This window comes from Streptacidiphilus jeojiensis (genome assembly GCF_042510965.1).
GTDB lineage: Bacteria > Actinomycetota > Actinomycetes > Streptomycetales > Streptomycetaceae > Streptacidiphilus > Streptacidiphilus jeojiensis.
Genome location: NZ_JBEUKS010000008.1, coordinates 235,937 through 259,929 on the forward strand (window position 1 = coordinate 235,937; position 23,993 = coordinate 259,929).

Consider the following 23,993-nt stretch of genomic DNA (forward strand, 5'->3'; position numbering starts at 1 on the left):
CGGCAGGTGGTGGGTTGGCCGCGCAGTTCCCCGCGCCCCTGGCCGTCTGCAACCGGGCCGGTTGCAGACGGCCCCGTCAGAACGCGGTGGCGTCCGGGTCCGCCTCTCGGGTGACGTCGGCGCCCAGCGCGTTCAGCTGCTCGACCAGGCCGGCGTAGCCCCGGTCGATGTGGTGTATCTCGGTGACCAGGGTCTCCCCCTCGGCGACCAGACCGGCCAGCACCAGCCCCACGCCGGCCCGGACGTCCGTCGCCTGCACCGGTGCACCGGACAGCTTGGGGACGCCGCGGAGCACCGCGTGGTGGCCGTCGGTGCGGACCTGGGCGCCCAGCCGGGCCAGCTCCTGCAGGAAGACGAACCGCGCCTCGAAGATGTTCTCGGTGATCATCGCGACGCCCTCGGCCACCGCGTTCAGCGCCGCGAACTGCGGCTGCAGATCCGTGGCGAAGCCCGGATAGGGCAGCGTGACCACGTCCACCGCGCTGGGCCGACGGTCCATCACCACCCGGAAGCCGTCCGGCATCTCGACCACCTCGGCGCCGCAGGCGGTGATCTTGTCCAGGGCGATCCGCAGGTGCTCGGCGCGGGCGTGCTCGACGGTGATGTCGCCCCGGGTCATCGCGGCCGCCACGGCGAAGGTCCCGGCCACGATCCGGTCCGGGACCGTCTCGTAGCTCACCGGTGACAGGCTCGGCACGCCCTGCACCTCGATGGTGGAGCTCCCCGCACCGCCGATCTTCGCGCCCATCGCCTGCAGCATCAGGCAGAGGTCGACGATCTCCGGCTCCCGGGCCGCGTTGTCGATGACCGTGGCACCCTCCGCCAACACCGCCGCCATCAGGATGTTCTCGGTCGCCCCCACACTGGGGAAGTCCAGCTCGACGGTGGCGCCGGTGAGCCCGTCCGGCGCCGAGGCCAGCAGGAAGCCGTGCTCATTGGTGATCACCGCGCCCAGCCGGGTGAGCCCGTCGATGTGCATGTCCAGGCCGCGCGAGCCGATGGCGTCGCCGCCGGGGCGGGCCACCCGCACCTTCCCGCAGCGGGCCAGCAGCGGGCCCAGCACCGCGATCGAGGCGCGCATCCGCCGGACCAGGTCGTAGTCGGCCTCGTGCCCGGGCTCGGGCTCGGCCGGCACGTCGATCACCGCCGTGCCGCTGTGGAAGCCGGGCTCCTGCGACCACTCCAGGGTCACCGTGCAGCCCATCCGCCGCAGCAGCTCCGCCATGATCTCCACATCGAGGATCCGCGGCAGGTTCTCCAGCCGGGTCTCCCCCTGCGCCAGCAGCGACGCGGCCATCAGCTTCAGCGCGCTGTTCTTGGCCCCGGGCACCCGTACCCGCCCCACCAGCCTCGCGCCGCCCACCACTCGCAACCGTTCCATCCCGGCATCGTACGGGGCGGGCGGACCGCTATCGGTTCTCCCCCGGTACCCAGAGCACGTCGCCGACGGCCTTGTTGGCGCTCCGGGCGAGGATGAACAGCAGGTCGGACAGCCGGTTGAGATAGGTCGCGGTCAGCGGATTGATGCTCTCCCCGTGCACCTCGATCGCCGCCCAGGTGCTGCGCTCCGCGCGGCGCACCACCGTGGTGGCCACATGCAGGTAGGCCGCACCGGGGGTGCCGCCGGGCAGGATGAAGCTGCGCAGCTTCTCCAGTTCCTCGTTGAACCGGTCGCAGTCCTGCTCCAGCCGGTCGACATAGCTCTGCAGCACCCGCAACGGGGGGTACTTCGGGTCCTCGACCACCGGTGTGCACAGGTCCGCCCCGACATCGAACAGGTCGTTCTGAACCCGCGTCAGCACGGCCGTGATGTCGTCCGACAGCCCCCCGCAGGCGAGGGCCACGCCGATGGCGGCGTTGGCCTCGTTGCTGTCCGCGTACGCGGCGATCCGCGGGTCCGTCTTCGCGGTACGGGACATGTCCCCGAGCGCGGTGGTCCCGTCGTCGCCGGTCCGGGTGTAAATACGGGTGAGGTTGACCATGTGCGCGAGCGTATCGTGCGGGCCGTAGATGGTCCTCGCGCAGTTCCCCGCGCCCCCATTTAGGGGCGCGGGGAACTGCGCGAACACCAGCCACGCTCAAAGGTGCACCCTCAGGCGACGTTGACCCGCTGCCCAGGAGGCGCCGCTTCCAACCAGGCCAGGAACCCCGTCAGGGCATCCTCACTCATCGCCAGCTCAAGCGGCTCCCCCGCGTGCCGGCACACCAGCACCACGGCCCCGGACAGCAGCGCCAGCTCCTCCTGCCCGACCGGAGTCCGCCGGTGCAGGACCTCGATCCGGCTCCGCTGCAGCACCCGCCGCGGCCGCGGCGAGTAGCTGAAGACCCGGAACCACTCCACCGAGTCCCGGTTGTAGCGCGCGATCCCGAAGAGCCAGCCCTTGCCGCCGTTGTCGACGGCCGAGCCGGACGGCGCCGGCGCCGAGCCGGAAGGCAGCGGCGCGTCGGGCCCCGCGTCCGGCACCGGCAGGCCCGGCAGCGCGGCGACCCGGAGCCGGGCCGAGCAGTCGAAGGTCCCGCCGACCCGCTGGATCAACCGCCGCCGCATGGCGAACGCGCCCAGGCCGAGCAGGGCGGCGAGCAGCACCGCCACGACGACCACCACCACGAGGACCACGCCCTGCCACCTCCCTCGCCAGCCGGCCCGCAATCCATGCCGTGCCTAGTCAACGGCCGCCCCGTCCCGGGAGTAACTCTCGTTCTCCCGTACGACGGTCAGGCCGACAGATACAGCAGTCCCGGGGTCACTCGCGTGCCCCGGGACCGGTCGTGCAACGAACTCCTAGCGGCCGGACGCCGCCCGCAGCCGGACCTCGGCGCGGCGCGCGGCGCCGGCCTCCGTCTCGGCCTTGGCGGCCGCGAGCGCCCGCTCGGCGCGCTCGACGTCGATGTCCTCGGCGAGCTCGGCCACCTCGGCCAGCACCGACAGCTTGTTGTCGGCGAAGGACAGGAAACCGCCGTGCACCGCCGCGACGACGGTGGTGCCGTCGGCCTGGCGGATGGTCACCGGGTCGGACTCCAGCACGCCCAGCACGGGCTGGTGCCCGGCCTGGATGCCGATGTCGCCGGACTTGGTACGGGCAAGGACGATCGTGGCCTCGCCCGACCAGACCTTGCGGTCGGCCGCGACCAGCTCGACGTGCAGCTCAGCCACAGTGGGCTCCTCGGTCTTGATGCCCGTGCCGTAAAGCCCGGGTTGCGGAAAGAATAACGGTCCAACCGATCAAGAGTGCAATCGGGGGTTGGGCCTCGGGTAAGAACGGAGGGGCGGTCCCGTACGGGGCCGCCCCTCAGCACCTGCCAGGTCGACCAGGAAGGGTTACTTCTTGGCCAGCTCGGCGGCGTTGCGCTCCAGGTCCTCGATGCCACCGCACATGAAGAACGCCTGCTCCGGGGTGGAGTCGTACTTGCCGTCGGCAATGGCGTTGAACGCGTGGATGGTCTCGTCGAGCGGGACGGTCGAGCCGTCGACGCCGGTGAACTGCTTCGCCACGTAGGTGTTCTGCGAGAGGAAGCGCTCGATGCGGCGGGCGCGGTAGACGGTGGTCTTGTCTTCCTCGCTCAGCTCGTCGATACCGAGGATCGCGATGATGTCCTGCAGGTCCTTGTACTTCTGCAGGATGCCCTTGATGCGCAGGGCGGTGTCGTAGTGCTCCTGGGTGATGTAGCGCGGGTCCAGGATGCGCGACGAGGACTCCAGCGGGTCCACGGCCGGGTAGATGCCCTTCTCGGAGATCGGACGGGAGAGCACCGTCGTCGCGTCGAGGTGGGCGAAGGTGGTGGCCGGGGCCGGGTCGGTCAGGTCGTCCGCGGGGACGTAGATCGCCTGCATCGAGGTGATCGAGTGACCGCGGGTCGAGGTGATGCGCTCCTGCAGGAGGCCCATCTCGTCGGCCAGGTTCGGCTGGTAGCCCACCGCGGAGGGCATGCGGCCGAGCAGGGTCGACACCTCGGAACCGGCCTGGGTGAACCGGAAGATGTTGTCGATGAAGAGCAGCACGTCCTGGCCCTGCACATCGCGGAAGTACTCCGCCATGGTCAGTGCGGACAGGGCGACGCGGAGACGGGTGCCCGGGGGCTCGTCCATCTGGCCGAAGACCAGCGCGGTCTTGTCCAGGACGCCGGAGTCCTTCATCTCCTCGATGAGGTCGTTGCCCTCACGGGTGCGCTCGCCGACACCGGCGAACACCGACACGCCACCGAAGTTCTCGGCGACACGGTAGATCATCTCCTGGATGAGCACCGTCTTGCCGACGCCGGCGCCGCCGAACAGGCCGATCTTGCCACCCTGGACGTACGGGGTGAGCAGGTCGATGACCTTGATACCGGTCTCAAACATCTCGGTCTTGGACTCGAGCTGGTCGAAGCGCGGGGCGGTGCGGTGGATCGGCCAGCGGGTCTCGACCTGGGAGTTGAACTCCTCGCGGTCGACGTTCAGCACCTCGCCGAGGGCGTTGAAGACCTTGCCCTTGGTGATGTCGCCGACCGGGACCGAGATCGCGGAGCCGGTGTCGGTGACACCCGCGCCGCGGACCAGGCCGTCGGTGGGCTGCATGGAGATGGCGCGGACCAGGCCGTCGCCCAGGTGCTGGGCGACCTCGAGGGTCAGCGTCTTCTTCTCGGAGGCGTCGGTGGCCTCGATGTCCACGTGCAGTGCGTTGAACATCTCCGGCATGGCGTCGACGGGGAACTCCACGTCGACGACCGGCCCGATGACCCGCGCGACACGGCCGGTGGCCGTCGCGGTCTCAACAGTGGCAGTCATTGTCAGTCTCTCCCCGCGTTCGCGTCGGCCAGGGCGGTGGCGCCACCGACGATCTCGCTGATTTCCTGGGTGATCTCGGCCTGTCGGGCCGAGTTGGCAAGCCGCGAGAGCGACTTGATGAGCTCTCCGGCGTTGTCGGTCGCGCTCTTCATCGCGCGCCGGCGGGCGGCGTGCTCCGAGGCGGCCGACTGCAGCAGCGCGTTGTAGATCCGGCTCTCGACGTACCGCGGGAGCAGTGCGTCGAGCACTCCCTCCGCGGACGGCTCGAAGTCGTAGAGCGGGAACGGGCCCTGCTCCTTGGCGTTCTCCTGCGTCTCCGCCAGGCTCAGCGGCAGCAGTCGGACGTCCACCGGGTTCTGGGTGAGCATCGAGACGAACTCGGTCGAGACCAGGTGGAGCTCGTCCACCCCGCCCTTCTCCGTCTCCGTCACGAAGGCGTCGATCAGCGTCGCCGACACCGTCTTGGCGTCCTGGTAGGTCGGCTTGTCCGAGAAGCCGGTCCAAGCCTGCACGACCGGCTGGTCGCGGTAGCCGAAGTAGCCCACGGCCTTGCGGCCGACGGCGTACATGTCGACCTGCTTGCCCTCGGCCTTGAGCCGCTCCGACAGCTGCACCGCGGCCTTGAGGGCGTTGGTGGAGTAGCCGCCGGCCAGACCGCGGTCAGCCGTGATCACCAGCACCGCGGCACGCACGGCGTGCTCCGGCTCGGTGGTCAGCGGGTGCTTGGCGTTCGACTTCGTCGCGACCGCGGTCACCGCACGGGTGAGCTCGTCCGCGTACGGGGAGGAGGCGGCCACCGCGCGCTGCGCCTTCATGATGCGCGACGCGGAGATCATCTCCATCGCCTTGGTGATCTTCTTCGTCGCGGTGACAGAGCGGATCCGGCGCTTGTAGACCCGAAGCTGTGCTCCCATGGGTCGTTACCGTCCTTTCCGTCCCTCGTCAGGCCGAGTCGCCGAGCAGCGCACCGGTGGAGGTGGTGAACTCCTGCTTGAACGAGGTGATGGCCTCGGTCAGCGAGGTGATCGTGCCGTCCTCGAGCTTGCTGGTCTCGACGATCGTGGTCAGGACGCCCTTGTGCTCACGGCGCAGGAAGTCCAGGAACTCACGCTCGAACTTGCGGACGTCCGCGACCGGCACGTCGTCCAGCTGACCGGTGGTGCCGGCCCAGATGGAGACGACCTGCTCCTCGATCGGGAACGGCTGGTACTGGCCCTGCTTCAGCAGCTCGACCAGGCGGGAGCCGCGCTCCAGCTGGGCCTTGGAGGCCGCGTCCAGGTCGGAACCGAAGGCGGCGAACGCCTCCAGCTCGCGGTACTGGGCCAGGTCCAGACGCAGGCGTCCGGCGACCGACTTCATGGCCTTGATCTGGGCCGAGCCACCGACGCGGGAGACCGAGATACCGACGTTCACGGCCGGGCGGATGCCGGCGTTGAACAGGTCGGACTCCAGGAAGCACTGGCCGTCGGTGATCGAGATCACGTTGGTGGGGATGTACGCCGAGACGTCGTTGGCCTTGGTCTCGATGATCGGCAGACCGGTCATCGAGCCCGCGCCCAGCTCGTCCGACAGCTTGGCGCAACGCTCCAGCAGACGGGAGTGCAGGTAGAAGACGTCGCCCGGGTAGGCCTCGCGCCCCGGCGGGCGGCGCAGCAGCAGCGACACCGCGCGGTAGGCCTCGGCCTGCTTCGACAGGTCGTCGAAGATGATGAGGACGTGCTTGCCGTCGTACATCCACTCCTGGCCGATGGCCGAGCCGGTGTACGGGGCGAGGTACTTGAAGCCGGCCGGGTCGGACGCCGGGGCGGCCACGATGGTGGTGTACTCCAGCGCGCCCGCCTCCTCCAGCGCACCGCGCACGGAGGCGATGGTGGAGCCCTTCTGGCCGATGGCGACGTAGATGCAGCGGACCTGCTTCTTCGGGTCGCCCGAGCGCCAGTTGTCGCGCTGGTTGATGATCGTGTCGATCGCCACCGCGGTCTTGCCGGTCTGGCGGTCGCCGATGATCAGCTGGCGCTGGCCGCGGCCGATCGGGGTCATCGCGTCGATGGCCTTGATGCCGGTCTGCATCGGCTCGTGCACCGACTTGCGGACCATGACGCCGGGAGCCTGCAGCTCCAGGGCGCGGCGGCCGCTGGAGGCGATCTCGCCGAGACCGTCGATCGGCTGGCCCAGCGGGTCCACCACGCGGCCGAGGTAGCCCTCGCCCACGGGGACCGAGAGGACCTCGCCGGTACGGCGGACCGTCTGGCCTTCCTCGATTGCGCTGAACTCGCCGAGGACGACGACACCGATCTCGCGGGTGTCGAGGTTCAGTGCGAGGCCGAGGGTACCGTCCTCGAACTTCAGCAGTTCGTTCGCCATGACCGAGGGCAGGCCCTCGACTCGGGCGATACCGTCAGCCGTGTAGACGACCGTGCCGACCTCTTCACGCGAGGCGGCGTCCGGCTGGTACGACTGGACGAAGTTGTCCAGTGCGTCCCGGATCTCCTCCGGCCGGATCGTGAGCTCCGCCATCTGGGTTCCCTGCTCTCCTAGTTGCGATCCTCGGCCCGCCCGTGGAGGGCCGCAAGTATTCGACTCTCGGCCAGTCTGGTGAACTGACCGCTTAACCGACCGAGGGTCGGACAATGCTTGGGCTAGAGCCCGCTGTGCTTGAGCCCGCTGTGCTTAACCAGCGAGGCCCTGCCGCGCGCCGTCCATGCGGCTCGCGATGGTGCCCTCGATGATCTCGTCGCCGATCTGGATCCGAACGCCGCCGAGGACCGCGGGGTCCACGTCGATGTTCAGGTGCACCTGGCGTCCGACCATCCGCGCCAGCGAGGCGCCGAGGCGCTCCTTCTGGGCGTCGGACAGCGGCACCGCCGCGGTCACCAGGGCGACCACGCGCTCGCGCCGGCTGGCGGCGAGCCGGGAGTACTCCTCCAGGCCGCCTTCCAGGCTACGTCCACGCGGCTCGGTGACCAGAGCGCCGACCAGCTGCACGGTCTGGGCCTTGGCCTTGCCGTCCAGCAGCCGCTCGACCAGCTCCGCCTTGGCGGTCCTGGCAGCGGCGCCGTCGGTGAGCGCTGCGCGCAGCTCGGTGCTGCCCGCGACGACCCGTCCGAAGCGGAACAGCTCGTCCTCGACCTCGTCCAGCGCACCGGCCTTGTCGGCGGCGATGATCTGGGTGAAGGCGGCGAGCTGCTCGATGCCGTCGACCAGGTCCCGCGAGGAGGCCCAGCGCGAGCGCACCATGCCGGAGACCAGGTCGAGCGTCTCCGCACCGACCTTGCCGCCGAGCAGCGCGGTGACCAGGTCGGCCTTGCGCTGACCCGACGTCGCCGGGTCGGTGAGCGTCCGGCGCAGCCCGACCTCGCGGTCCAGCAGTCCGGTCACGGCCAGCAGGTCCGCACCGAGCGCCTTCAGGTCGACCGACGCGCTGTCGGTCAGGGCCTCCAGGCGCTCACGCGCTGCGGCGTTCGACTGACGCGTGGCGCTGCTCACTTGGCACCCGCCGCCGCAGCCGACTTGGCGTCGAGCTCGTCGAGGAAGCGGTCGATGATCCGGCTCTGCCGCGCGGAGTCCTCCAGGGACTCGCCGACGACCCGGCCGGCCAGGTCGGTCGCGATGCGGCCGACGTCCTGGCGCAGCGCCGTCGTCACCTGGCGACGGTCCGCGTCGATCTGTGCGTGACCCGCGGCGATGATGGCCTCGCGCTGACGCTGGCCCTCTTCCTTCATCTCCGCGATGATCACGGCGCCCTGCTCACGCGCGTGCTCGGTGATCCGAGCGGCCTCGTGACGGGCCTCCGCGAGCTGGGCCTTGTACTCCTCCAGCGTGCGGTTGGCCTCGGCCTGCGCCTTCTCCGCTCGTTCCAGGCCACCCTCGATCGCGTCGTGCCGCTCGTCCAGAGTCTTCTGGATGTTGGGCAGAAGCTTCTTGCCGAGGACGCCGAAGACGATGAAGAAGCAGAGCAGGCCGATGATCAGTTCCGCGGTGTCGGGGATCAGCGGATTCTGCGGCGCCCCCTCAGCCAAGAACTTCAGCATGTCTGAACCTTTCGTCGAGTGTGGCTACTGGCCGGTCGCTTAGCTGAAGATGAAGGGGACGACCAGGCCGAGCAGGGCCAGAACCTCACAGAGCGCGAAGCCCAGGAACATGTTCTGACGGATGATCGGCATGGCCTCGGGCTGGCGGGCCATGGCCTCGATCGAGTGGCCGAAGACCAGACCGATGCCCACGCCGGGGCCGATGGCGGCCAGACCGTAGGCCACGGCGCCGAGGTTGCCCTTGACGCCGGTGGAGGCAGCGAGGTTGATGGTCTCGAGAGCGGCAGACATTTTCCCTGTCTTCCTTTGATGCGATCCGATGGGGGGCTTCCCAGCGGAAGTCTGTTGGGTGCTGCAGTGCGGGTCAGTGACCCTCTTCGAGCGCTCCGCTGATGTAGAGCGAAGTGAGCAGCGTGAAGATGTAGGCCTGCAGGAACTGGATCAGTACCTCGAAGGCGGTCATGCCGACGGCGAGGATGAACGATCCGCCCGCGAAGGCCGTCATGATCGAGGGGGTCAGCAGGTACCAGCTCGCGACGCTGAACATGACGATCAGCATGTGGCCGGCGAACATGTTGGCCCAGAGCCGCACTGCGAGGGTGAACGGACGGGTGATCACGTTCTGCAGGAACTCGAGGAACACGATCAGCGGGATGAGCGGCTTCGGGAGCCCCTCCATCCAGACCAGGTTCTTGACGCCGCCCTTGAAGCCGTGGGTCTTGAACGTGAGGTACATGTACGTCAGCCACACCAGCAGAGCCAGGGCCACCGGGTACGCGAAGCGCGACGCCACCGGGAACTGGGCCAGCGGGATGATGGACATGATGTTCATGATCCACACGAAGAAGAAGATCGAGGTCAGGAAGGGGACGAACTTGTCGCCCTTCTTGCCGATCACATCGCGGGCGATGCCACGGGCGATGAAGGTGTAGCCGATCTCACCGACCAGCTGCAGCTTGCCGGGGACCAGCTTGGGCTTGGCGAAGGCCGCCCAGAAGAACCCGACCACGATCACCATGCAGATGAGCGCGAGGAGCATCGGCTTGGTGAAGTCGAAGCTGCCGATGCTGAAGATCGGCTTGAAGTTGAACGAGTTGAGACCCGGTGCGGGGAAACCACAGCCCGAGGGCGTGATGTGGCACCCGCTCTCAGCGAGCAGCATGTGGGTACTCACCCGTGACTCCTTCGTCGTGACGCATAAGAACTGCAACCTTGTGTGTCGGCGCGGCCTTCATGGCCACGAGTCGGCACGGGGACGTGGGGTTGGTGGTGCGGTCGACTCGGTTCGGGACCGAGGACCGGGCACCGCCGGGATCTGCACCGTTGCTACAGCTGCTGATCCGGGTACGTCGCATGCCGAGGGGGCTGGGGTGCCCGTCTCGGCCGGATGCGATTCCGGACGATAGCAGATCGGGATGAACCGTCTTTAGCCCGCCCTTATGCCCCATCTCGGGGCTTCGCCTTCACGGACTGCGACTTCACAGGCACAGAAGGCTCCGGGTCGACATAGAGCGTTTTGGACTTCAGCGTGTGCAGGACCTGCCCGCCCACCCAGGCCAGTGCGGTGACCAGCAGAGTGAAGGCGAAGGCCCTGCCGTTGAACAGGGTGGTGTTCTTGAAGACCACGATGAAGACCCCCACGAGCAGGATCTGCACCGCGTAGACCAACATGCCGGCCGACATCACCAGCTGTGGCTTGTCCTGGGTGATCCGCATCAGGGCCCAGAAGCCCGCTCCGAAGAACACCAGGACCACGGCCAGGCCGACCAGAGCGCCGATCAGACCCTTCTCACCGGCGAGGACAGTGCTGAGCACAGCGGCGACGATCCCGACGGGAGCGGCCAGTACGGCCGATCCCCGCAGGATCTTGGCGTCGTTGGACAGCATCGTCTTCAACTCCGGCGCAATCAAAGGAAAGGGCGATCAAGGGAAGGCGGAGAACGAGCACTGGATCACAGACCCGCGAGGCGGGTCGCGACCGAACGACCTTCTCCCATAAGGTCCTTCGGCTCTTCTCCTGACGTCGTGAACGGTATCACAAGCTATTTGGTGAGGTCTTTACCCTAGACCTGTGCTCCTTGCCACATCCGACTCACCCGTAGGAGCTAACGTCCGTTTCGTCCCGATGCGCCGGAATGGCGTCCGGCGGCGTGGGCACCGGTCCCGATCTTGCGAAGCAACTCTTCGTCCTCGTGGGAGAGGGAATCGGCGTTCGCGACCGGAGGCCGCTCCACCGCTTCGGTAAGAACTTCCCTTACCTTGTCGTCGTCCTCCGTCGCATGGCGGTAGCGCGGCGGGAGGAAGCGCTCCGCCATCCGGGGAGCGTGCGGCTTGAAGCGGGGCATCAGCAGCACCACGATGCCGATCAGGCAGGCCGCCATGGCGATCTTCACCAGCAGCAGCGGGGTGCGGTTCACCGAGAAGGCGACGGTCCCGAAGGCGAACAGGCCGGCCCAGAAGTACATGATCAGCACGGCGCGGGTCTGCGAGTGGCCGATGTCCAGCAGTCGGTGGTGCAGGTGCTGGCGGTCGGCGGCGAACGGCGACTTGCCAGCCCAGGTGCGCCGGACCACGGCCAGGATCAGGTCGGCCAGCGGGATCGCGATCACGGTCAGCGGCAGCAGCAGCGGGATGTAGATCGGCACCATGCTGTGCACGGCCTGGGTCTGCGAACCGTAGGTCTTGTCGGTGATCAGCGCCGCCGGGTCCACGCGGCCGGTCAGCGAGATCATCGACACCGACAGCACCAGGCCCAGCAGCAGCGCCCCGGAGTCCCCCATGAAGATCCGCGCCGGGTGCAGGTTGTGCGGCAGGAAGCCCAGGCACATGCCCACCAGCACCGCGCTGAACAGCGTGGCCGGCAGCGCGTCGGCGATGCCGTAGCCGTAGGAGAGCCGGTACGAGTAGACGAAGAAGGCCAGCGCGGCGATGCAGACCATGCCGGCCGCCAGGCCGTCCAGGCCGTCGATGAAGTTGACCGCGTTGACGCTGATCACCACCAGCGCCACCGCCAGCACCGTGCCCAGCGTCTGCGGCACCACCCAGGTGCCCACGCCGGGGATCGGCAGCCACAGCACGGTCACGCCCTGGTAGACCATGACACCGGCGGCGACCATCTGACCGCCGAGCTTCACCAGGGCGTCCACGCCCCACTTGTCGTCCAGCACCCCGATGATCCACATGATCGCCGCACCCGACAGCAGCGCGCGCACGTCGCTGCTGCCGTTGAAGATGCTGGACAGGGTGGTCAGGTGGGAGGCGACCAGCAGGCCCGCGCACAGGCCGCCGAACATGGCGATCCCGCCGAGCCGGGGCGTCGGCTCCTTGTGCACATCGCGGTCACGGATCTGCGGCATCGCGCCGGCGATGATCGCGAACTTCCGCACCGGGCCGGTGAGCAGATAGGTGACCGCAGTGGCGACACACAGCGTCAGCAGGAACTCACGCACCTGCGCCCTCCAGAATTGCGGTCGGCACCCCCGTGACAACGGCTGAGCATAGCGGCCGAGTCTGGTGGTTTGGGTGTGCATGATGGAGCGTCACAGCGCACCACCTTATTGACGGGGACGCCCGCAACCATCATTGCGGTTTTGTCTACAGATCAATTCACTGATGATTCTTCTGCCCGACGTTCCATCTCCAAGGGGTGGCGCCGGGCCAGTGCGCGCACCCGCTCCGCCACCTCCGCGTCCCCGTCCTCGGACCGCAGCGCCCGGCCCAGCAGTGCCGCCAGCTCGCCCATCTGCTCCGGTGCCATCCCCCTGGTGGTCACGCAGGCGGTTCCCAGTCTGATCCCGCACGCCTCCGCGGGCGGCACCTCGTCGAAGGGCACCGCGCACCGGCCGATCAGCAGCCCGGCCGCCTCGCAGCGCCGCTCGGCCTCACGTCCGGTCAGCCCGAGCCCCCTGGCGTCGGCGGTGACCAGATGGGTGTCGGTCCCCCCGGTCAGCAGCCGCAGTCCCTCGGCGACCAGCCCCTCCCCCAGCGCCCGCGCGTTGGCCACCGCCCGAGCCGTGTACTCGGCGAAGGCGGGCCGCGCCGCCCGTCCGAGCGCCAGCGCCTTGGCCGCCATCTGGTTCACCGCGGGGCCGCCCTGGGTGAACGGGAAGACCGCCCGGTCCACCCGCTCGGCCAGCTCCGCCCGGCACAGCAGCAGCCCGCCCCTGGGCCCGCCCAGTACCTTGTGGGTCACCCCGCAGACCACGTCCGCGTACGGCACCGGCGAAGCCACCACACCGCCCGCGACCAGGCCGATCGTCTGCGCGGCGTCGGCGATCAGCGAGGCCCCCACCTCGTCCGCGATCTCCCGGAAGGCCGCCCAGTCCACGTCCCGCGGATAGGAGATGGCGCCCGCCACGATCGCCTTCGGCCGCACCACCCGGGCCAGGTCGCGGACCTGGTCGAGATCGATCAGCCCGTCGCCGGCCCGCACCCCGTACCCGGTGAAGGCGAACCAGCGCCCGGAGAAGTTGGCCGCGGAGCCGTTCGACAGATGGCCGCCGTGCGCCAGCGACATCGCCAGCACCGCGTCGCCGGGCCGCAGCAGCGCGGCGTAGGCGGCCAGCACGGCGGCGGTGCCGGTGTACGGCTGGACATTGGCGTGCTCGGCGCCGAACAGCGCCTTGGCCCGGTCGACGGCCAGCGTCTCCACCGCGTCCGCCTGCGCGCAGCCGGTGTGGTGCCGCCGCCCCGGGTAGCCCTCGGCGTACTTGTCCGCGAAGACCGAGCCCAGCAGCGCGCGCACCTCGGGGGCCGAGTGGTTCTCCCCCGCCAGCAGTCCGATCTGGTCCGCACGCCGTGCCCGCTCGGCCGCGAGGATGGTCGCAAGGGCGGGGTCGGACATGGTGCACACTCCCTGCTCCACAGTGCGGACGGTCTCACTGTAGGACGGGGTGCCGGGTCGCGCTCTGCGGAATCGTTCCGCCGGACGGCTAGACGCTCACCCGGGCGACACCGGTCAGGGCGGTCACGATCGGGTCCAGGGCGTCGAAGATCTCCTCGCCGCAGTTGCGGAACATCCCCAGCGGCGCGCCGTAGGGGTCGTCCACCTCGTCCGCCTCCGGGGTCGCCGCCAGCAGCCAGCCGCGCAGCGCGGCGGCGGCCCGGACCAGCACCCGGGCCCGTTCCGCCACCTCGGCCGGGGACTCGGCGGCCTCCGGCAGGGTGGCCGGGTCTATCGCCTTCACCAGCCGGGTGAACTCCTTGAGGGTGAAGGTGCGCAGCCCGGCCGCGTGCCCCATGGAGATGACCTGCGCCCGGTGGTCCCGGGTCGCGGTCAGCACCAGGTCGGCCCCGATCACATGCTCGTCGAGCAGCTCACGGCCGACGAAGCCGCCGGTGTCGGCGCCGTACTCGCCCAGCACCTCGGCCGCGTTGGACTCCATCGGCGCGCCCTCGTGCCCCCAGGTGCCGGCGCTCTCCACCAGGATGTCGCCGGCCCGGGCGCCGAGCCGGTCGGTCAGCTCGTGCCGGGTCAGCCGCTCGGCGATCGGCGAGCGGCAGACATTGCCGGTGCAGACGTAGAGGATCTTGAAGGCGCCGTGCCGGGGTTCCGCGCCGCCGTAGTACGGCCGGGGCACCGGTCTCCCCGACCGGGTACCCAAGGGCATGACGGCGCCCGCCGCGGCCCCCCGCAGGGACCCGGCGCCGGCATGGTCGACCCTGGGGCCGACCGCTCGGACATCGGTCAACTGCCGGCCTCCAGGTCCGGTACCACCTCGCGGAGCTGGGCCGCGGAGATCGCGCCCTCCCGCAGCAGTACCGGGGTCTTCCCGGTGACGTCGACGATCGAGGAGGCGACCGCGTGGTCGGCAGGACCGCCGTCCAGGTAGATCGAGACGCTGTCGCCGAGCTGGCGCTGCGCCTCGTCGCAGTCGGCCGGCGGGGTGCCGCCGGTCAGGTTGGCGCTGGAGACGGCCAGCGGCCCGGTGGTGTTGAGCAGCTCGATGGCCACCGGGTGCAGCGGCATCCGCACCGCGACGCTGCCGCGGGTGTCGCCCAGGTCCCAGCGCAGCGAGGGCTGGTGCCGGGTGACGATGGTCAGCCCGCCCGGCCAGAAGGCGTCCACCAGCTCCCAGGCCGCCTCGGAGAAGTCGCTGACCAGGCCGTGCAGCGTGGTCGGCGAGCCGACCAGCACCGGGGTCGGCATGTTCCGCCCGCGGCCCTTGGCGGCCAGCAGGTCGGCGACGGCCTCCGGCTTGAAGGCGTCGGCGCCGATCCCGTACAGGGTGTCCGTGGGCAGCACGACCAGCTCGCCGCGCCTGATCGCGGACGCGGCCTCTCGCAGACCGGCGGCGCGGTCGCTCGGATCGGCACAGTCGTAGCGGCGGCTCATCGGTGCAGGCCCCTTCCCTGGGACGGCGAAGACGTGACGGTGTTGGTGCGGTTGACGGTCGTGCGGGTGGCGCTGTTCATGCGGGTCGCTGTGGTCGTGCGGGTTGCGGCGGCAGTGCTCACGGTGCGGCCCTGCGGGCGGTGGCGAAACGGGGTCGGTTGTTGAGGTCGCGGTGGTCCGCGGCGTCCGTCCAGCCGGACTCCTCGCGGAAGATCCACGGCACCAGCCCGCCCTGGGTGTCGGCGTGCTCGATCACCACGACACCGCCGGGCCGCAGCAGCCGGGCCGCGACCTTCTCGATGCCGCGGATGGTGTCCAGGCCGTCCTCACCGGAGAACAGCGCCAGCTGCGGGTCGTGGTCGCGGGCCTCGGGGGCCACGTACTCCCACTCCGTCAGCGGGATGTACGGCGGATTGCTGATCACCAGGTCGAACCGGCCGTGCAGCTCGGGCTGGTCCTCGAAGGCCCGGGTGGCATCGCCCTGGACCAGGCTGATCCGGGCCGCGTCCGGGCTGGCGTCGACATTGCGGCGGGCCCAGGCGTAGGCCTCCTCGGACAGCTCGACGGCGTGCACCCGGCTCCGCGGCACCTCCTGGGCCAGCGCCAGCGCGATCGCCCCCGAGCCCGTGCACAGGTCGACCACCAGCGGCTCGGCGACGTCCATGGAGCGCAGTGCGTCTATGGCCCAGCCGACCACCGACTCGGTCTCCGGCCTGGGCACGAAGACCCCGGGGCCGACCTGCAGTTCCAGATACCGGAAGAAGGCCCGCCCGGTGATGTGCTGGAGCGGCTCGCGCGCCTCGCGCCGGGAGATGACCTCCCAGTACCGGGCGTCGAAGTCGCCGTCGGCAACCGTGTGCAGTTCCCCCCGCTTGACCTCGTGGACGTACGCCGCCAGCTCCTCGGCGTCGAACCGCGGCGAGGGCACGCCCGCGGCGGCCAATCGCTGGGTGGCCTGAGCCACCTCGGCGAGCAGCAGGTTCACGTCAGTCCTCCTCTGGATGTCCGGGTGCTACGGCCGACCTGGGGTCCCGGAGGAGCCTCAACCGTTCTGGGCCGCGGCCTCGAGCCGGGCCGCTGCGTCGGCGTCGACCGCCGACTGGATCAGCGCGTCCAGCTCGCCGCCGAGCACCTGGTCCAAGTTGTACGCCTTGAAGCCGGTGCGGTGGTCCGAGATGCGGTTCTCGGGGAAGTTGTAGGTGCGGATGCGCTCCGAGCGGTCCACCGTGCGGACCTGGCTCCGGCGCGCGTCGCTGGCCTCCTGGTCGGCCTCCTCCTGGGCTGCCGCCAGCACCCGGGAACGCAGGATGCGCATGGCCGCCTCCTTGTTCTGGAGCTGGCTCTTCTGGTTCTGGCAGGAGGCGACGATACCGGTGGGCAGGTGGGTGATCCGCACCGCCGAGTCGGTGGTGTTCACCGACTGGCCGCCGGGGCCCGAGGAGCGGTACACGTCGATGCGCAGGTCGTTGGCGTTGATCTCGACCTCGACGTCCTCCGCCTCCGGGGTGACCAGCACCCCGGCCGCCGAGGTGTGGATCCGGCCCTGCGACTCGGTGGCGGGCACCCGCTGCACCCGGTGCACCCCGCCCTCGTACTTCAACCGGGCCCAGACGCCCTGGCCCGGCTCGGCGCCGGCCCGCGCCTTCACCGCGACCTGGACGTCCTTGTAGCCGCCGAGGTCGGACTCGTTGGAGTCGATGATCTCGGTCTTCCAGCCGACCTTCTCGGCGTAGCGCAGGTACATCCGCAGCAGGTCCCCGGCGAACAGCGCGGACTCCTCGCCGCCCTCGCCCGCCTTGACCTCCAGCAGGACGTCCTTGTCGTCGTTGGGGTCGCGCGGGACCAGCAGCAGCCGGAGCTCCTCGGTCAGTTCCTCGCGGCGCTGCTCCAGCTGCTTGATCTCGGCGTAGAAGTCCGGGTCGTCGTCGGCGAGCTCGCGCGCGGTCTCGATGTCCTCGCCGGTCTGCCGCCACTGGCGGTAGGTGGCGGTGATCGGGGTGAGCTCGGCGTAGCGCTTGGAGAGGCGGCGCGCCTCGCCCTGGTCGGCGTGGACCGCCGGATCGGCCAGCCGCTCCTCGAGAACCGCGTGCTCGCTCAGGAGCTCCTCGACTGCCTCGAACATGGGGCTGCGCCTTCTTCCGACATTTGTCACGACACGGTGGGGTTGGGTGGATCAACGCGAACGGCGCCGACCGGGTGCCCCCGTTTCGGGAGGGCATCCGGTCGGCGCCGACAGGTCGCTAGCCCTGCTTGGCGGCGTGCTTCTTGCCGAAGCGGGCCTCGAAGCGGGCCACGCGGCCACCGGTGTCCATGAGCTTCTGCTTGCCGGTGTAGAAGGGGTGGCAGTTCGAGCAGATCTCAGCGCGCATGACGCCGGAGGGCTCGGTGCTGCGGGTGGTGAACTCGTTGCCACAGGTGCAGGTGACCTGGGTGACCACGTAGGTCGGGTGGATCTCGGGCTTCAAGGGGTGCTCCTAGGTTCGGGAGGGCTCCGGGTCGAACGGCGGGCTGCCATCCGTGAACCGGGACCGACGTACCAGTCTGCCAGCACTGGCCGCATCTCCCAAAACCGGGGACGCCCGGCAGGTATTCCTGCTACGCACGGGGGGCTTCTGCCGGATTAACAGGTGCGGACCGTAGTGGGCTGGTCGCGCAGTTCCCCGCGCCCCTGAGGGGCTGCAAGTGACCCACGGTGGGCAAGTTGCACTGACCCAGGGGCGCGGGGAACTGCGCGACCAGCCATGCACGACCCGCGGCCGAACAGCTACCCCGCCGTCGAGGCCGACACGGACGTCGCCGGGTCCGCACTCTGCAGCGCCTTGACCGACTCCGGCACCGCCACATCGTTCTGCAGCGCCGTCCACAGCTCCGTGGCCTCCGGCTCCAGCGCCACCACCCGGTTGGGATCGCTGGGCGCGGTGGTGTTGGGCATGGTGACCGCGGTGATGTCAGCGGACTTGATCTTCTTCATGCTCTCCGCGAAGGAGACCAACGAGGTGACCGACCCGAGATCGCTGTCGGTGGTGATCGCACTGGTCGCCGTGGAGGCCAGCTCGTAGAGCTTCACCGGGTCGGTCAGCAGCCCCAGGCTCTGCACCTGGGACATCAGCGACTTGACGAACTGCTGCTGCAGCTCGATCCGCCCCAGGTCGCTACCGTCGCCGACGCCGTGCCGGGTACGGACGAAGTCCAGCGCCTGCTGGCCGGTCAGCTTGTGGGTGCCGGCCTTGAGGTGCAACCCGCTGTCCGTGTCGTTGATGTCCACCGTGGTGGTGACGGTGACCCCGCCCAGCGCGTCGACCAGCTTGGCGAAACCCTCGAAGTCGACCTCGATGTAGTGGTCCATCCGCAACCCGGTCATCGACTCCACGGTCTTCACCGCGCAGGTCGCGCCGCCGACCTCGTAGGCGGTGTTGAACATCACCCCGCTGGCCCCGGCCTTGGTCCCGCAGGTGGGGCGGGTGACCAGGGTGTCCCGGGGGATGCTGACCACGTCGGCGTGGGTGTGCGCCTCGTTGACGTGGATGACCATCGCGGTGTCGGAGCGGGCCGTCCCGTCGTCGGTGCCGCCGGCCACCTTGCTGTTGCCGCCGGAGCGCGAGTCGGAGCCCAGGATCAGGATGTTCATGGCGCCGGTGGTGCTCGCGGCCGGGCGGTCGCTGCCCAGCGCGCTGTTGATGTCCACCGTCTTGATGTTGCCGTTGAGCTTCCAGTACAGGTAGCCGCCGGTACCGCCGCAGATCACCAGGACAGCCGCGGTCGCCCAGGCCAGCAGGGTCAGCACGCGCTTGCGTGAGCGCGGGAGCTTGTGCTGCGGCGTTTCGTTCGACTTGTCCTCCATGTCCCAAACAGTAAACGCCCCGCCTGAGAACCACTCTCACAAATGCCGCCGCCCCGGGGTTTCGTCCCGGGGCGGCGGCATGGAGTGCGAAGACGGTCGGCGGTCAGTCCTGACCCGGCGTGGTCTTGGCGATCTGCATCAGGAACTCGGCGTTGCTCTTGGTCTGCTTCATCTTGTCCAGGAGCAGCTCGATGGCCTGCTGCGAGTCCAGCGCGTGCAGCACCCGGCGGAGCTTCCAGGTGATCGCCAGCTCCTCCGAGCCGAGCAGGATCTCCTCCTTGCGAGTGCTGGACGCGTCCACGTCCACCGCCGGGAAGATCCGCTTGTCGGCGAGCTTGCGGTCGAGCTTGAGCTCCATGTTGCCGGTGCCCTTGAACTCCTCGAAGATCACGTCGTCCATCCGCGAGCCGGTGTCGACCAGCGCTGTGGCGATGATGGTCAGCGAGCCGCCGTTCTCGATGTTGCGCGCCGCACCGAAGAACTTCTTCGGCGGGTAGAGCGCGGTCGAGTCGACACCACCGGACAGGATGCGTCCGGAGGTCGGGGCCGCCAGGTTGTAGGCGCGGCCCAGGCGGGTGATCGAGTCCAGCAGCACGACCACGTCGTGGCCCAGCTCCACCAGCCGCTTGGCGCGCTCGATGGCGAGCTCGGCGACGGTGGTGTGGTCCTCGGCCGGACGGTCGAAGGTCGAGGAGATGACCTCGCCCTTGACCGAGCGCTGCATGTCGGTGACCTCTTCCGGACGCTCGTCGACCAGGACGACCATCAGGTGGCACTCGGGGTTGTTGTGGGTGATCGCGTTGGCGATCGCCTGCATGATCATCGTCTTGCCGGTCTTCGGCTGGGCGACGATCAGACCGCGCTGGCCCTTGCCGATGGGCGCGACCAGGTCGATGATCCGGGTGGTCAGCACCCCCGGGTCGGTCTCCAGGCGCAGCCGCTCCTGCGGGTACAGCGGGGTGAGCTTGTTGAACTCCGGACGGTTGCGGCCGTTGTCGGGCTCGCTGCCGTTCACCGAGTCCAGCCGGACCAGCGCGTTGAACTTCTCGCGGCGCTCGCCGTCCTTGGGCTGGCGCACCGCGCCGGTGATCGCGTCACCCTTGCGCAGGCCGTTCTTGCGGACCTGGGCCAGCGACACGTACACGTCGTTGGGACCGGACAGGTAGCCCGAGGTCCGGACGAAGGCGTAGTTGTCCAGGATGTCCAGGATGCCGGCCACCGGGATCAGCACGTCGTCATCGTTGACCTGCGGCTCGGCCGGGCCCTCGAAGCCGTCGCGGCGGTTGCGGCGGTTGCGGTCGCGGTAGCGGCCGCGGCGACGGCCGCCGCCGAACTCGTCGTCCTCGGGGAAGTTGTTCTGGTTGTTCTGGCCCTGGTTCTGGCTCTGACCGCCCTGCTGGCGGCCCTGGCCCTGGCCGTCCTGGCCCTGGTTGCCGCCGCGGTCGCGGTCCCGGCGGTTGCGGCGCTCGCTGCGGTCGTTGTTGCCGCCGCGGTCGTTGCTGTTGCCGCGGTCGCGACGGCCCTCGCCGCCCTCCGACTCGGCGGCGGCCGGGGCGGCGTCCTGCTGGCCCTGCTGGCCGCGCTCGCGGCGCTCGCGGCGGTCCCTGCGGCCCTCGCGCTCCCGGCCCTCGGTGCCGTCCCCACGGCCCTGCTCCGGCTGCTCCTGGGTCTGGCGCTCGCGCACCTCGGTGGCGACCGACACCGGCGCCGCGACCGGCTCGGCAGCGGCCGGCGTCTCCTCCGGGGCACCCGTGAGCGAGGTGACCGGGGCGGTGGCACGGCGGCTGCGGCGCGGGGCGCGCTCCGCGGGGGCACTGTCACCCGCGGTCTGGACCGGGATGTCGATCTGCTGCTGCTCGGCCACCGCGCTGTCGACGGCGCGCTCGGCCGCGCGGGAGCGGGCGGTGCGGCGCGCGGGGGCAGCCGGGGCCTCGTCGGAGGCGGTCGCGGCAGCGGTGGTCTTCGCGGCGCGGGTGGCGCGCTTCGCGGGGGGTGCCTCCGAGGAGGCGGCGAGCAGCGGGTCCCCGCCGCTCTTCGCCTTGATGGCGTCGATCAGGTCGCTCTTGCGCATCCGGCCGGTGCCGCTGATGCCAAGGCCGGTGGCGAGCTGCTGGAGCTCGGCGAGCACCATGGCGTTGAGCCCGGTGCCCGTGGTCCGACGGCGCTTCGGCGCGGGGGCCGCAGTGGCGTCCGACGCCTCGGCGTCCGGGCGCACGCCCATCAGATCGGTGGTGTCGCTCACGAAGGGTCCTTCCCTGGAGCGGACGTCGGCCTGTCTGGCTCGGCGACCGGTTGTGCTGTCCGCCGCTGCGCTCGTTTTCGCAGTGGCGGGGCGGTGGTCCGCCGGATGGCGGGTCATACGGACGTGCGGTGTCCCACATGGCGAAGCACACCGCTTCCCGGGCCCCCGTCGCGTGTCACGGCTGTACTGCCCCGGTCTGCAGGATTCGGCACGGCTGCGCGGAATCTGCAGGCCATGTGCGTCACATGCGGGACTGGGGCACCGACACGGCTTCGGGATGCGGTCACACTTGCGCAGGCAGGCTGCGTACGCGCTGTGGCGGGCTCCCGGAGAATTGCTGCCCCGGAACGGTCACTCCGCGGAACGGAGAGGACCGGGATCGGGACGCGGCGCACCGGGCCCCGTAGGGCGCCTGGTGCAGACATGAGATTAACACTACTGGACCCAACAAACATTCCCCCACTGTGTGTCTGTCAATCGTGTCCCCTGTCTCACCCTTCGGTACACCCCCGACCGGCCCGCAATCGGCCGGACAGCGCGTTCCTCAGCCGGACAGCGGCAGTACGCAGGCTCCTTCGAGATCCAGGGCCAATCGGTGGGCGGCCCACTCCGGCCCCGCCTCGGCGAGCGCCTTCTCGGCCGTCGCCTCGTCGGTCAGCGCCAGCACGGTCGGTCCGGCACCCGAGATGACGGCGGCGACGCCCTGCGAGCGCAGCACCGCGACCAGGACGGCGCTCTCCGGCATGGCCGGGGTGCGGTAGTCCTGGTGCAGCCGGTCCTCGGTGGCGGGCAGCAGCAGTTCCGGGCGGTTGGTGACCGCCTCGACCAGCAGCGCCGCGCGGCCGACGTTGGCGGCGGCGTCGGCGTGCGGGACGGTGGCCGGCAGCAGCCCGCGGGCCACCTCGGTCAGCACCGGGTTCGCCGGGACGAACACCAGCGGGACCACGTCGGGCGAGGGCGCCAGGGTGATCGCGCGGGCCTCGTCGCCGGCCTCGGTCCAGGCGATGGTGAAGCCGCCGAGGATGCAGGCGGCGACGTTGTCGGGGTGGCCCTCGATCTCCGAGGCGAGCGCGAGAACCGCTGCGTCGTCCATGAGTTCGGGCCCGCCGACGGTGACGGCGCGGGCGGCGGTGATGCCCGCCACGATGGCCGCGGACGAGGAGCCCAGGCCCCGGCCGTGCGGTATCCGGTTGGCACAGACCACCTCCAGCCCGCGGGGCTGGGCGCCGAGGCGGTCGAAGGCGGCGCGCATGGAGCGGACCACGAGGTGGCGCTCGTCGCGGGCCAGGGTGTCGGCGCCCTCACCGGCGATGTCCACGTGCAGGCCGCTGTCGGCGACGCGGACCACGACGTCGTCGTAGAGGCCCAGCGCGAGGCCGAACGCGTCGAACCCGGGCCCCAGATTGGCGCTGGTGGCGGGCACGCGGACGCGGGTCGCCGCTGCACGGAAAGCGGGGGCTGGCATCGCTGTCGCTCCTGGAATGTTCTCGCCTGCGGCAGGGAGCCTTCAGCGTATCGAAGATGCGTTCACCGGGGGTACCGGGCGGGGGCGCGTTGCGGGTGAACCCGGCGCGGGGTGCCGTTCGCGCAAGCAGTTGATCAAGCACAGCCCCGCGCCCCTATGAGGGGCGCGGGGAACTGCGCGAACAACCGTCACGGACGCGCACCCTCCGCAGAGGGCAGCCCGCGCCCCGGGTGGTGAACGTCAGAGCAGACCGAGCCGCTCCGCGGCGGCTGTGGCGTCGATCGGGATGGTGACCGGCTGCGGCGCGCCCGCGACGGCCCAGTCGGGGTCCTTGAGCCCGTTCCCGGTGACCGTGCACACGATCTTCTGCCCCGGATCGACCAGACCCTGGTCCGCCGCGTGCAGCAGCCCGGCGACGCTCGCGGCCGAGGCCGGCTCCACGAACACCCCCTCGCGCGCGGCCAGAAGCCGGTACGCGGCCAGGATCTGACGGTCCGTGACCTTGTCGATGAGCCCGCCGGACTCGTCCCGCGCGGCCAGCGCGTAGTCCCAGGAGGCGGGGTTGCCGATCCGGATCGCGGTGGCGATCGTCTGCGGCTTGAGGACCGGGGCGCCGTCCACGATGGGGGCCGAGCCGGAGGCCTGGAAGCCCCACATTCGGGGGTTGTGGCTGGAGAGGCCGTCCTTTGCGTACTCCTGGTAGCCCTTCCAGTAGGCGGTGATGTTGCCCGCGTTGCCGACCGGCAGGACATGGATGTCGGGCGCGTCGCCGAGCATGTCGACGATCTCGAAGGCCGCGGTCTTCTGGCCCTCGATGCGGACCGGGTTCACCGAGTTGACCAGCGCCACCGGGTACTTGTCGGAGAGGTCGCGGGCCAGCGTCAGGCAGTCGTCGAAGTTGCCGTCCACCTGGAGGATCTTCGCGCCGTGCACCAGGGCCTGGCCCATCTTGCCGAGGGCGATCTTGCCCTGCGGCACCAGCACCGCGCAGACCATCCCGGCGCGGACCGCGTACGCCGCGGCGGAGGCCGAGGTGTTGCCGGTGGAGGCGCAGATGACCGCCTGCGCGCCCTCCTCGGCGGCCCTGGACATCGCCATGGTCATCCCGCGGTCCTTGAAGGAGCCGGTCGGGTTGGCGCCCTCGACCTTCAGGTAGACCTCGCAGCCGGTGCGCTCGGACAGCAGCTGGGCCGGGACCAGGGGCGTGCCGCCCTCCAGCAGGGTGACGACGGGCGTGGCGTCCGTGACCGGGAGCCGGTCGCGGTACTCGTTGATGAGGCCGCGCCACTGGTGGGTACGGGCGCTGGTCACTGCG

General features: G+C 70.1%; 23 protein-coding genes. All 23 read right to left on the reverse strand.

What is annotated here, in order from left to right; genetic code table 11:
• Positions 1–76: 76 nt before the first annotated feature.
• Complete coding sequence (gene murA, locus ABUW04_RS23290; protein WP_380566470.1) at positions 77–1,381, reverse strand: UDP-N-acetylglucosamine 1-carboxyvinyltransferase; 1,305 nt, start codon at positions 1,379–1,381, stop codon at positions 77–79.
• 28 nt (positions 1,382–1,409) lie between these two features.
• The gene (locus ABUW04_RS23295) at positions 1,410–1,982 is read right to left on the reverse strand and encodes a cob(I)yrinic acid a,c-diamide adenosyltransferase (protein WP_030257217.1); all 573 of its coding nucleotides are present in this window, start codon (positions 1,980–1,982) and stop codon (positions 1,410–1,412) included.
• Positions 1,983–2,092: 110 nt separating this feature from the next.
• Positions 2,093–2,617, reverse strand: coding sequence for a DUF2550 domain-containing protein (locus tag ABUW04_RS23300; protein ID WP_380566471.1), 525 nt, complete (start codon positions 2,615–2,617; stop codon positions 2,093–2,095).
• A 165-nt stretch (positions 2,618–2,782) separates the two neighbouring features.
• A complete protein-coding gene (locus ABUW04_RS23305) occupies positions 2,783–3,154 on the reverse strand; it encodes a F0F1 ATP synthase subunit epsilon (protein WP_030257222.1) in 372 nt (123 codons plus the stop codon).
• Positions 3,155–3,319: 165 nt separating this feature from the next.
• A complete protein-coding gene (gene atpD, locus ABUW04_RS23310) occupies positions 3,320–4,765 on the reverse strand; it encodes a F0F1 ATP synthase subunit beta (protein ID WP_030257226.1) in 1,446 nt (481 codons plus the stop codon).
• Between the two features lie 2 nt (positions 4,766–4,767).
• Entirely contained in the window at positions 4,768–5,679 is a 912-nt protein-coding gene (locus ABUW04_RS23315; protein ID WP_030257228.1) for a F0F1 ATP synthase subunit gamma, read from the reverse strand.
• Positions 5,680–5,707: 28 nt separating this feature from the next.
• Positions 5,708–7,282 (reverse strand): F0F1 ATP synthase subunit alpha, encoded by a 1,575-nt coding sequence (atpA, locus tag ABUW04_RS23320; RefSeq protein WP_030257230.1) that lies wholly within the window; start codon positions 7,280–7,282, stop codon positions 5,708–5,710.
• Between the two features lie 153 nt (positions 7,283–7,435).
• The gene (locus tag ABUW04_RS23325; protein ID WP_030257231.1) at positions 7,436–8,251 is read right to left on the reverse strand and encodes a F0F1 ATP synthase subunit delta; all 816 of its coding nucleotides are present in this window, start codon (positions 8,249–8,251) and stop codon (positions 7,436–7,438) included.
• Positions 8,248–8,796: a F0F1 ATP synthase subunit B gene (locus tag ABUW04_RS23330; protein WP_030257234.1), complete on the reverse strand. Its 549-nt coding sequence runs from the start codon at positions 8,794–8,796 to the stop codon at positions 8,248–8,250. Before ABUW04_RS23330 ends, ABUW04_RS23325 begins: the two co-directional genes overlap by 4 nt.
• A 39-nt stretch (positions 8,797–8,835) precedes the next feature.
• Positions 8,836–9,087: an ATP synthase F0 subunit C gene (gene atpE, locus ABUW04_RS23335; RefSeq protein WP_030257237.1), complete on the reverse strand. Its 252-nt coding sequence runs from the start codon at positions 9,085–9,087 to the stop codon at positions 8,836–8,838.
• 73 nt (positions 9,088–9,160) lie between these two features.
• Positions 9,161–9,958: a F0F1 ATP synthase subunit A gene (gene atpB, locus ABUW04_RS23340; RefSeq protein WP_030257239.1), complete on the reverse strand. Its 798-nt coding sequence runs from the start codon at positions 9,956–9,958 to the stop codon at positions 9,161–9,163.
• Positions 9,959–10,233: 275 nt separating this feature from the next.
• Positions 10,234–10,683, reverse strand: a complete 450-nt coding sequence (locus tag ABUW04_RS23345) for a hypothetical protein (RefSeq protein WP_030257241.1) — start codon at positions 10,681–10,683, stop codon at positions 10,234–10,236.
• 218 nt (positions 10,684–10,901) lie between these two features.
• Entirely contained in the window at positions 10,902–12,245 is a 1,344-nt protein-coding gene (locus tag ABUW04_RS23350; protein ID WP_030257243.1) for an MraY family glycosyltransferase, read from the reverse strand.
• 152 nt (positions 12,246–12,397) lie between these two features.
• Entirely contained in the window at positions 12,398–13,639 is a 1,242-nt protein-coding gene (locus tag ABUW04_RS23355) for a serine hydroxymethyltransferase (protein ID WP_380566472.1), read from the reverse strand.
• 88 nt (positions 13,640–13,727) lie between these two features.
• On the reverse strand, positions 13,728–14,375 hold the full coding sequence (locus ABUW04_RS23360) for an arsenate reductase/protein-tyrosine-phosphatase family protein (RefSeq protein WP_030257248.1): 648 nt from the start codon (positions 14,373–14,375) through the stop codon (positions 13,728–13,730).
• Between the two features lie 107 nt (positions 14,376–14,482).
• The gene (locus tag ABUW04_RS23365; RefSeq protein ID WP_030257250.1) at positions 14,483–15,130 is read right to left on the reverse strand and encodes an L-threonylcarbamoyladenylate synthase; all 648 of its coding nucleotides are present in this window, start codon (positions 15,128–15,130) and stop codon (positions 14,483–14,485) included.
• 118 nt (positions 15,131–15,248) lie between these two features.
• Positions 15,249–16,115: a peptide chain release factor N(5)-glutamine methyltransferase gene (prmC, locus tag ABUW04_RS23370; RefSeq protein WP_030257253.1), complete on the reverse strand. Its 867-nt coding sequence runs from the start codon at positions 16,113–16,115 to the stop codon at positions 15,249–15,251.
• Positions 16,116–16,172: 57 nt separating this feature from the next.
• Positions 16,173–17,252, reverse strand: coding sequence for a peptide chain release factor 1 (gene prfA / locus ABUW04_RS23375; protein ID WP_030257255.1), 1,080 nt, complete (start codon positions 17,250–17,252; stop codon positions 16,173–16,175).
• A gap of 118 nt (positions 17,253–17,370) precedes the next feature.
• The gene (gene rpmE / locus ABUW04_RS23380) at positions 17,371–17,595 is read right to left on the reverse strand and encodes a 50S ribosomal protein L31 (protein WP_030257258.1); all 225 of its coding nucleotides are present in this window, start codon (positions 17,593–17,595) and stop codon (positions 17,371–17,373) included.
• 299 nt (positions 17,596–17,894) lie between these two features.
• Positions 17,895–18,971, reverse strand: coding sequence for an LCP family protein (locus tag ABUW04_RS23385; RefSeq protein ID WP_051725591.1), 1,077 nt, complete (start codon positions 18,969–18,971; stop codon positions 17,895–17,897).
• Positions 18,972–19,074: 103 nt separating this feature from the next.
• Positions 19,075–21,213, reverse strand: coding sequence for a transcription termination factor Rho (gene rho, locus ABUW04_RS23390; protein WP_030257264.1), 2,139 nt, complete (start codon positions 21,211–21,213; stop codon positions 19,075–19,077).
• 544 nt (positions 21,214–21,757) lie between these two features.
• A complete protein-coding gene (thrB, locus tag ABUW04_RS23395) occupies positions 21,758–22,678 on the reverse strand; it encodes a homoserine kinase (protein ID WP_030257265.1) in 921 nt (306 codons plus the stop codon).
• Positions 22,679–22,918: 240 nt separating this feature from the next.
• Positions 22,919–23,989 carry a threonine synthase gene (thrC, locus tag ABUW04_RS23400; RefSeq protein WP_030257268.1) on the reverse strand — a complete coding sequence of 357 codons (1,071 nt, stop codon included), beginning with the start codon at positions 23,987–23,989 and terminating at the stop codon, positions 22,919–22,921.
• Positions 23,990–23,993 lie beyond the last annotated feature (4 nt).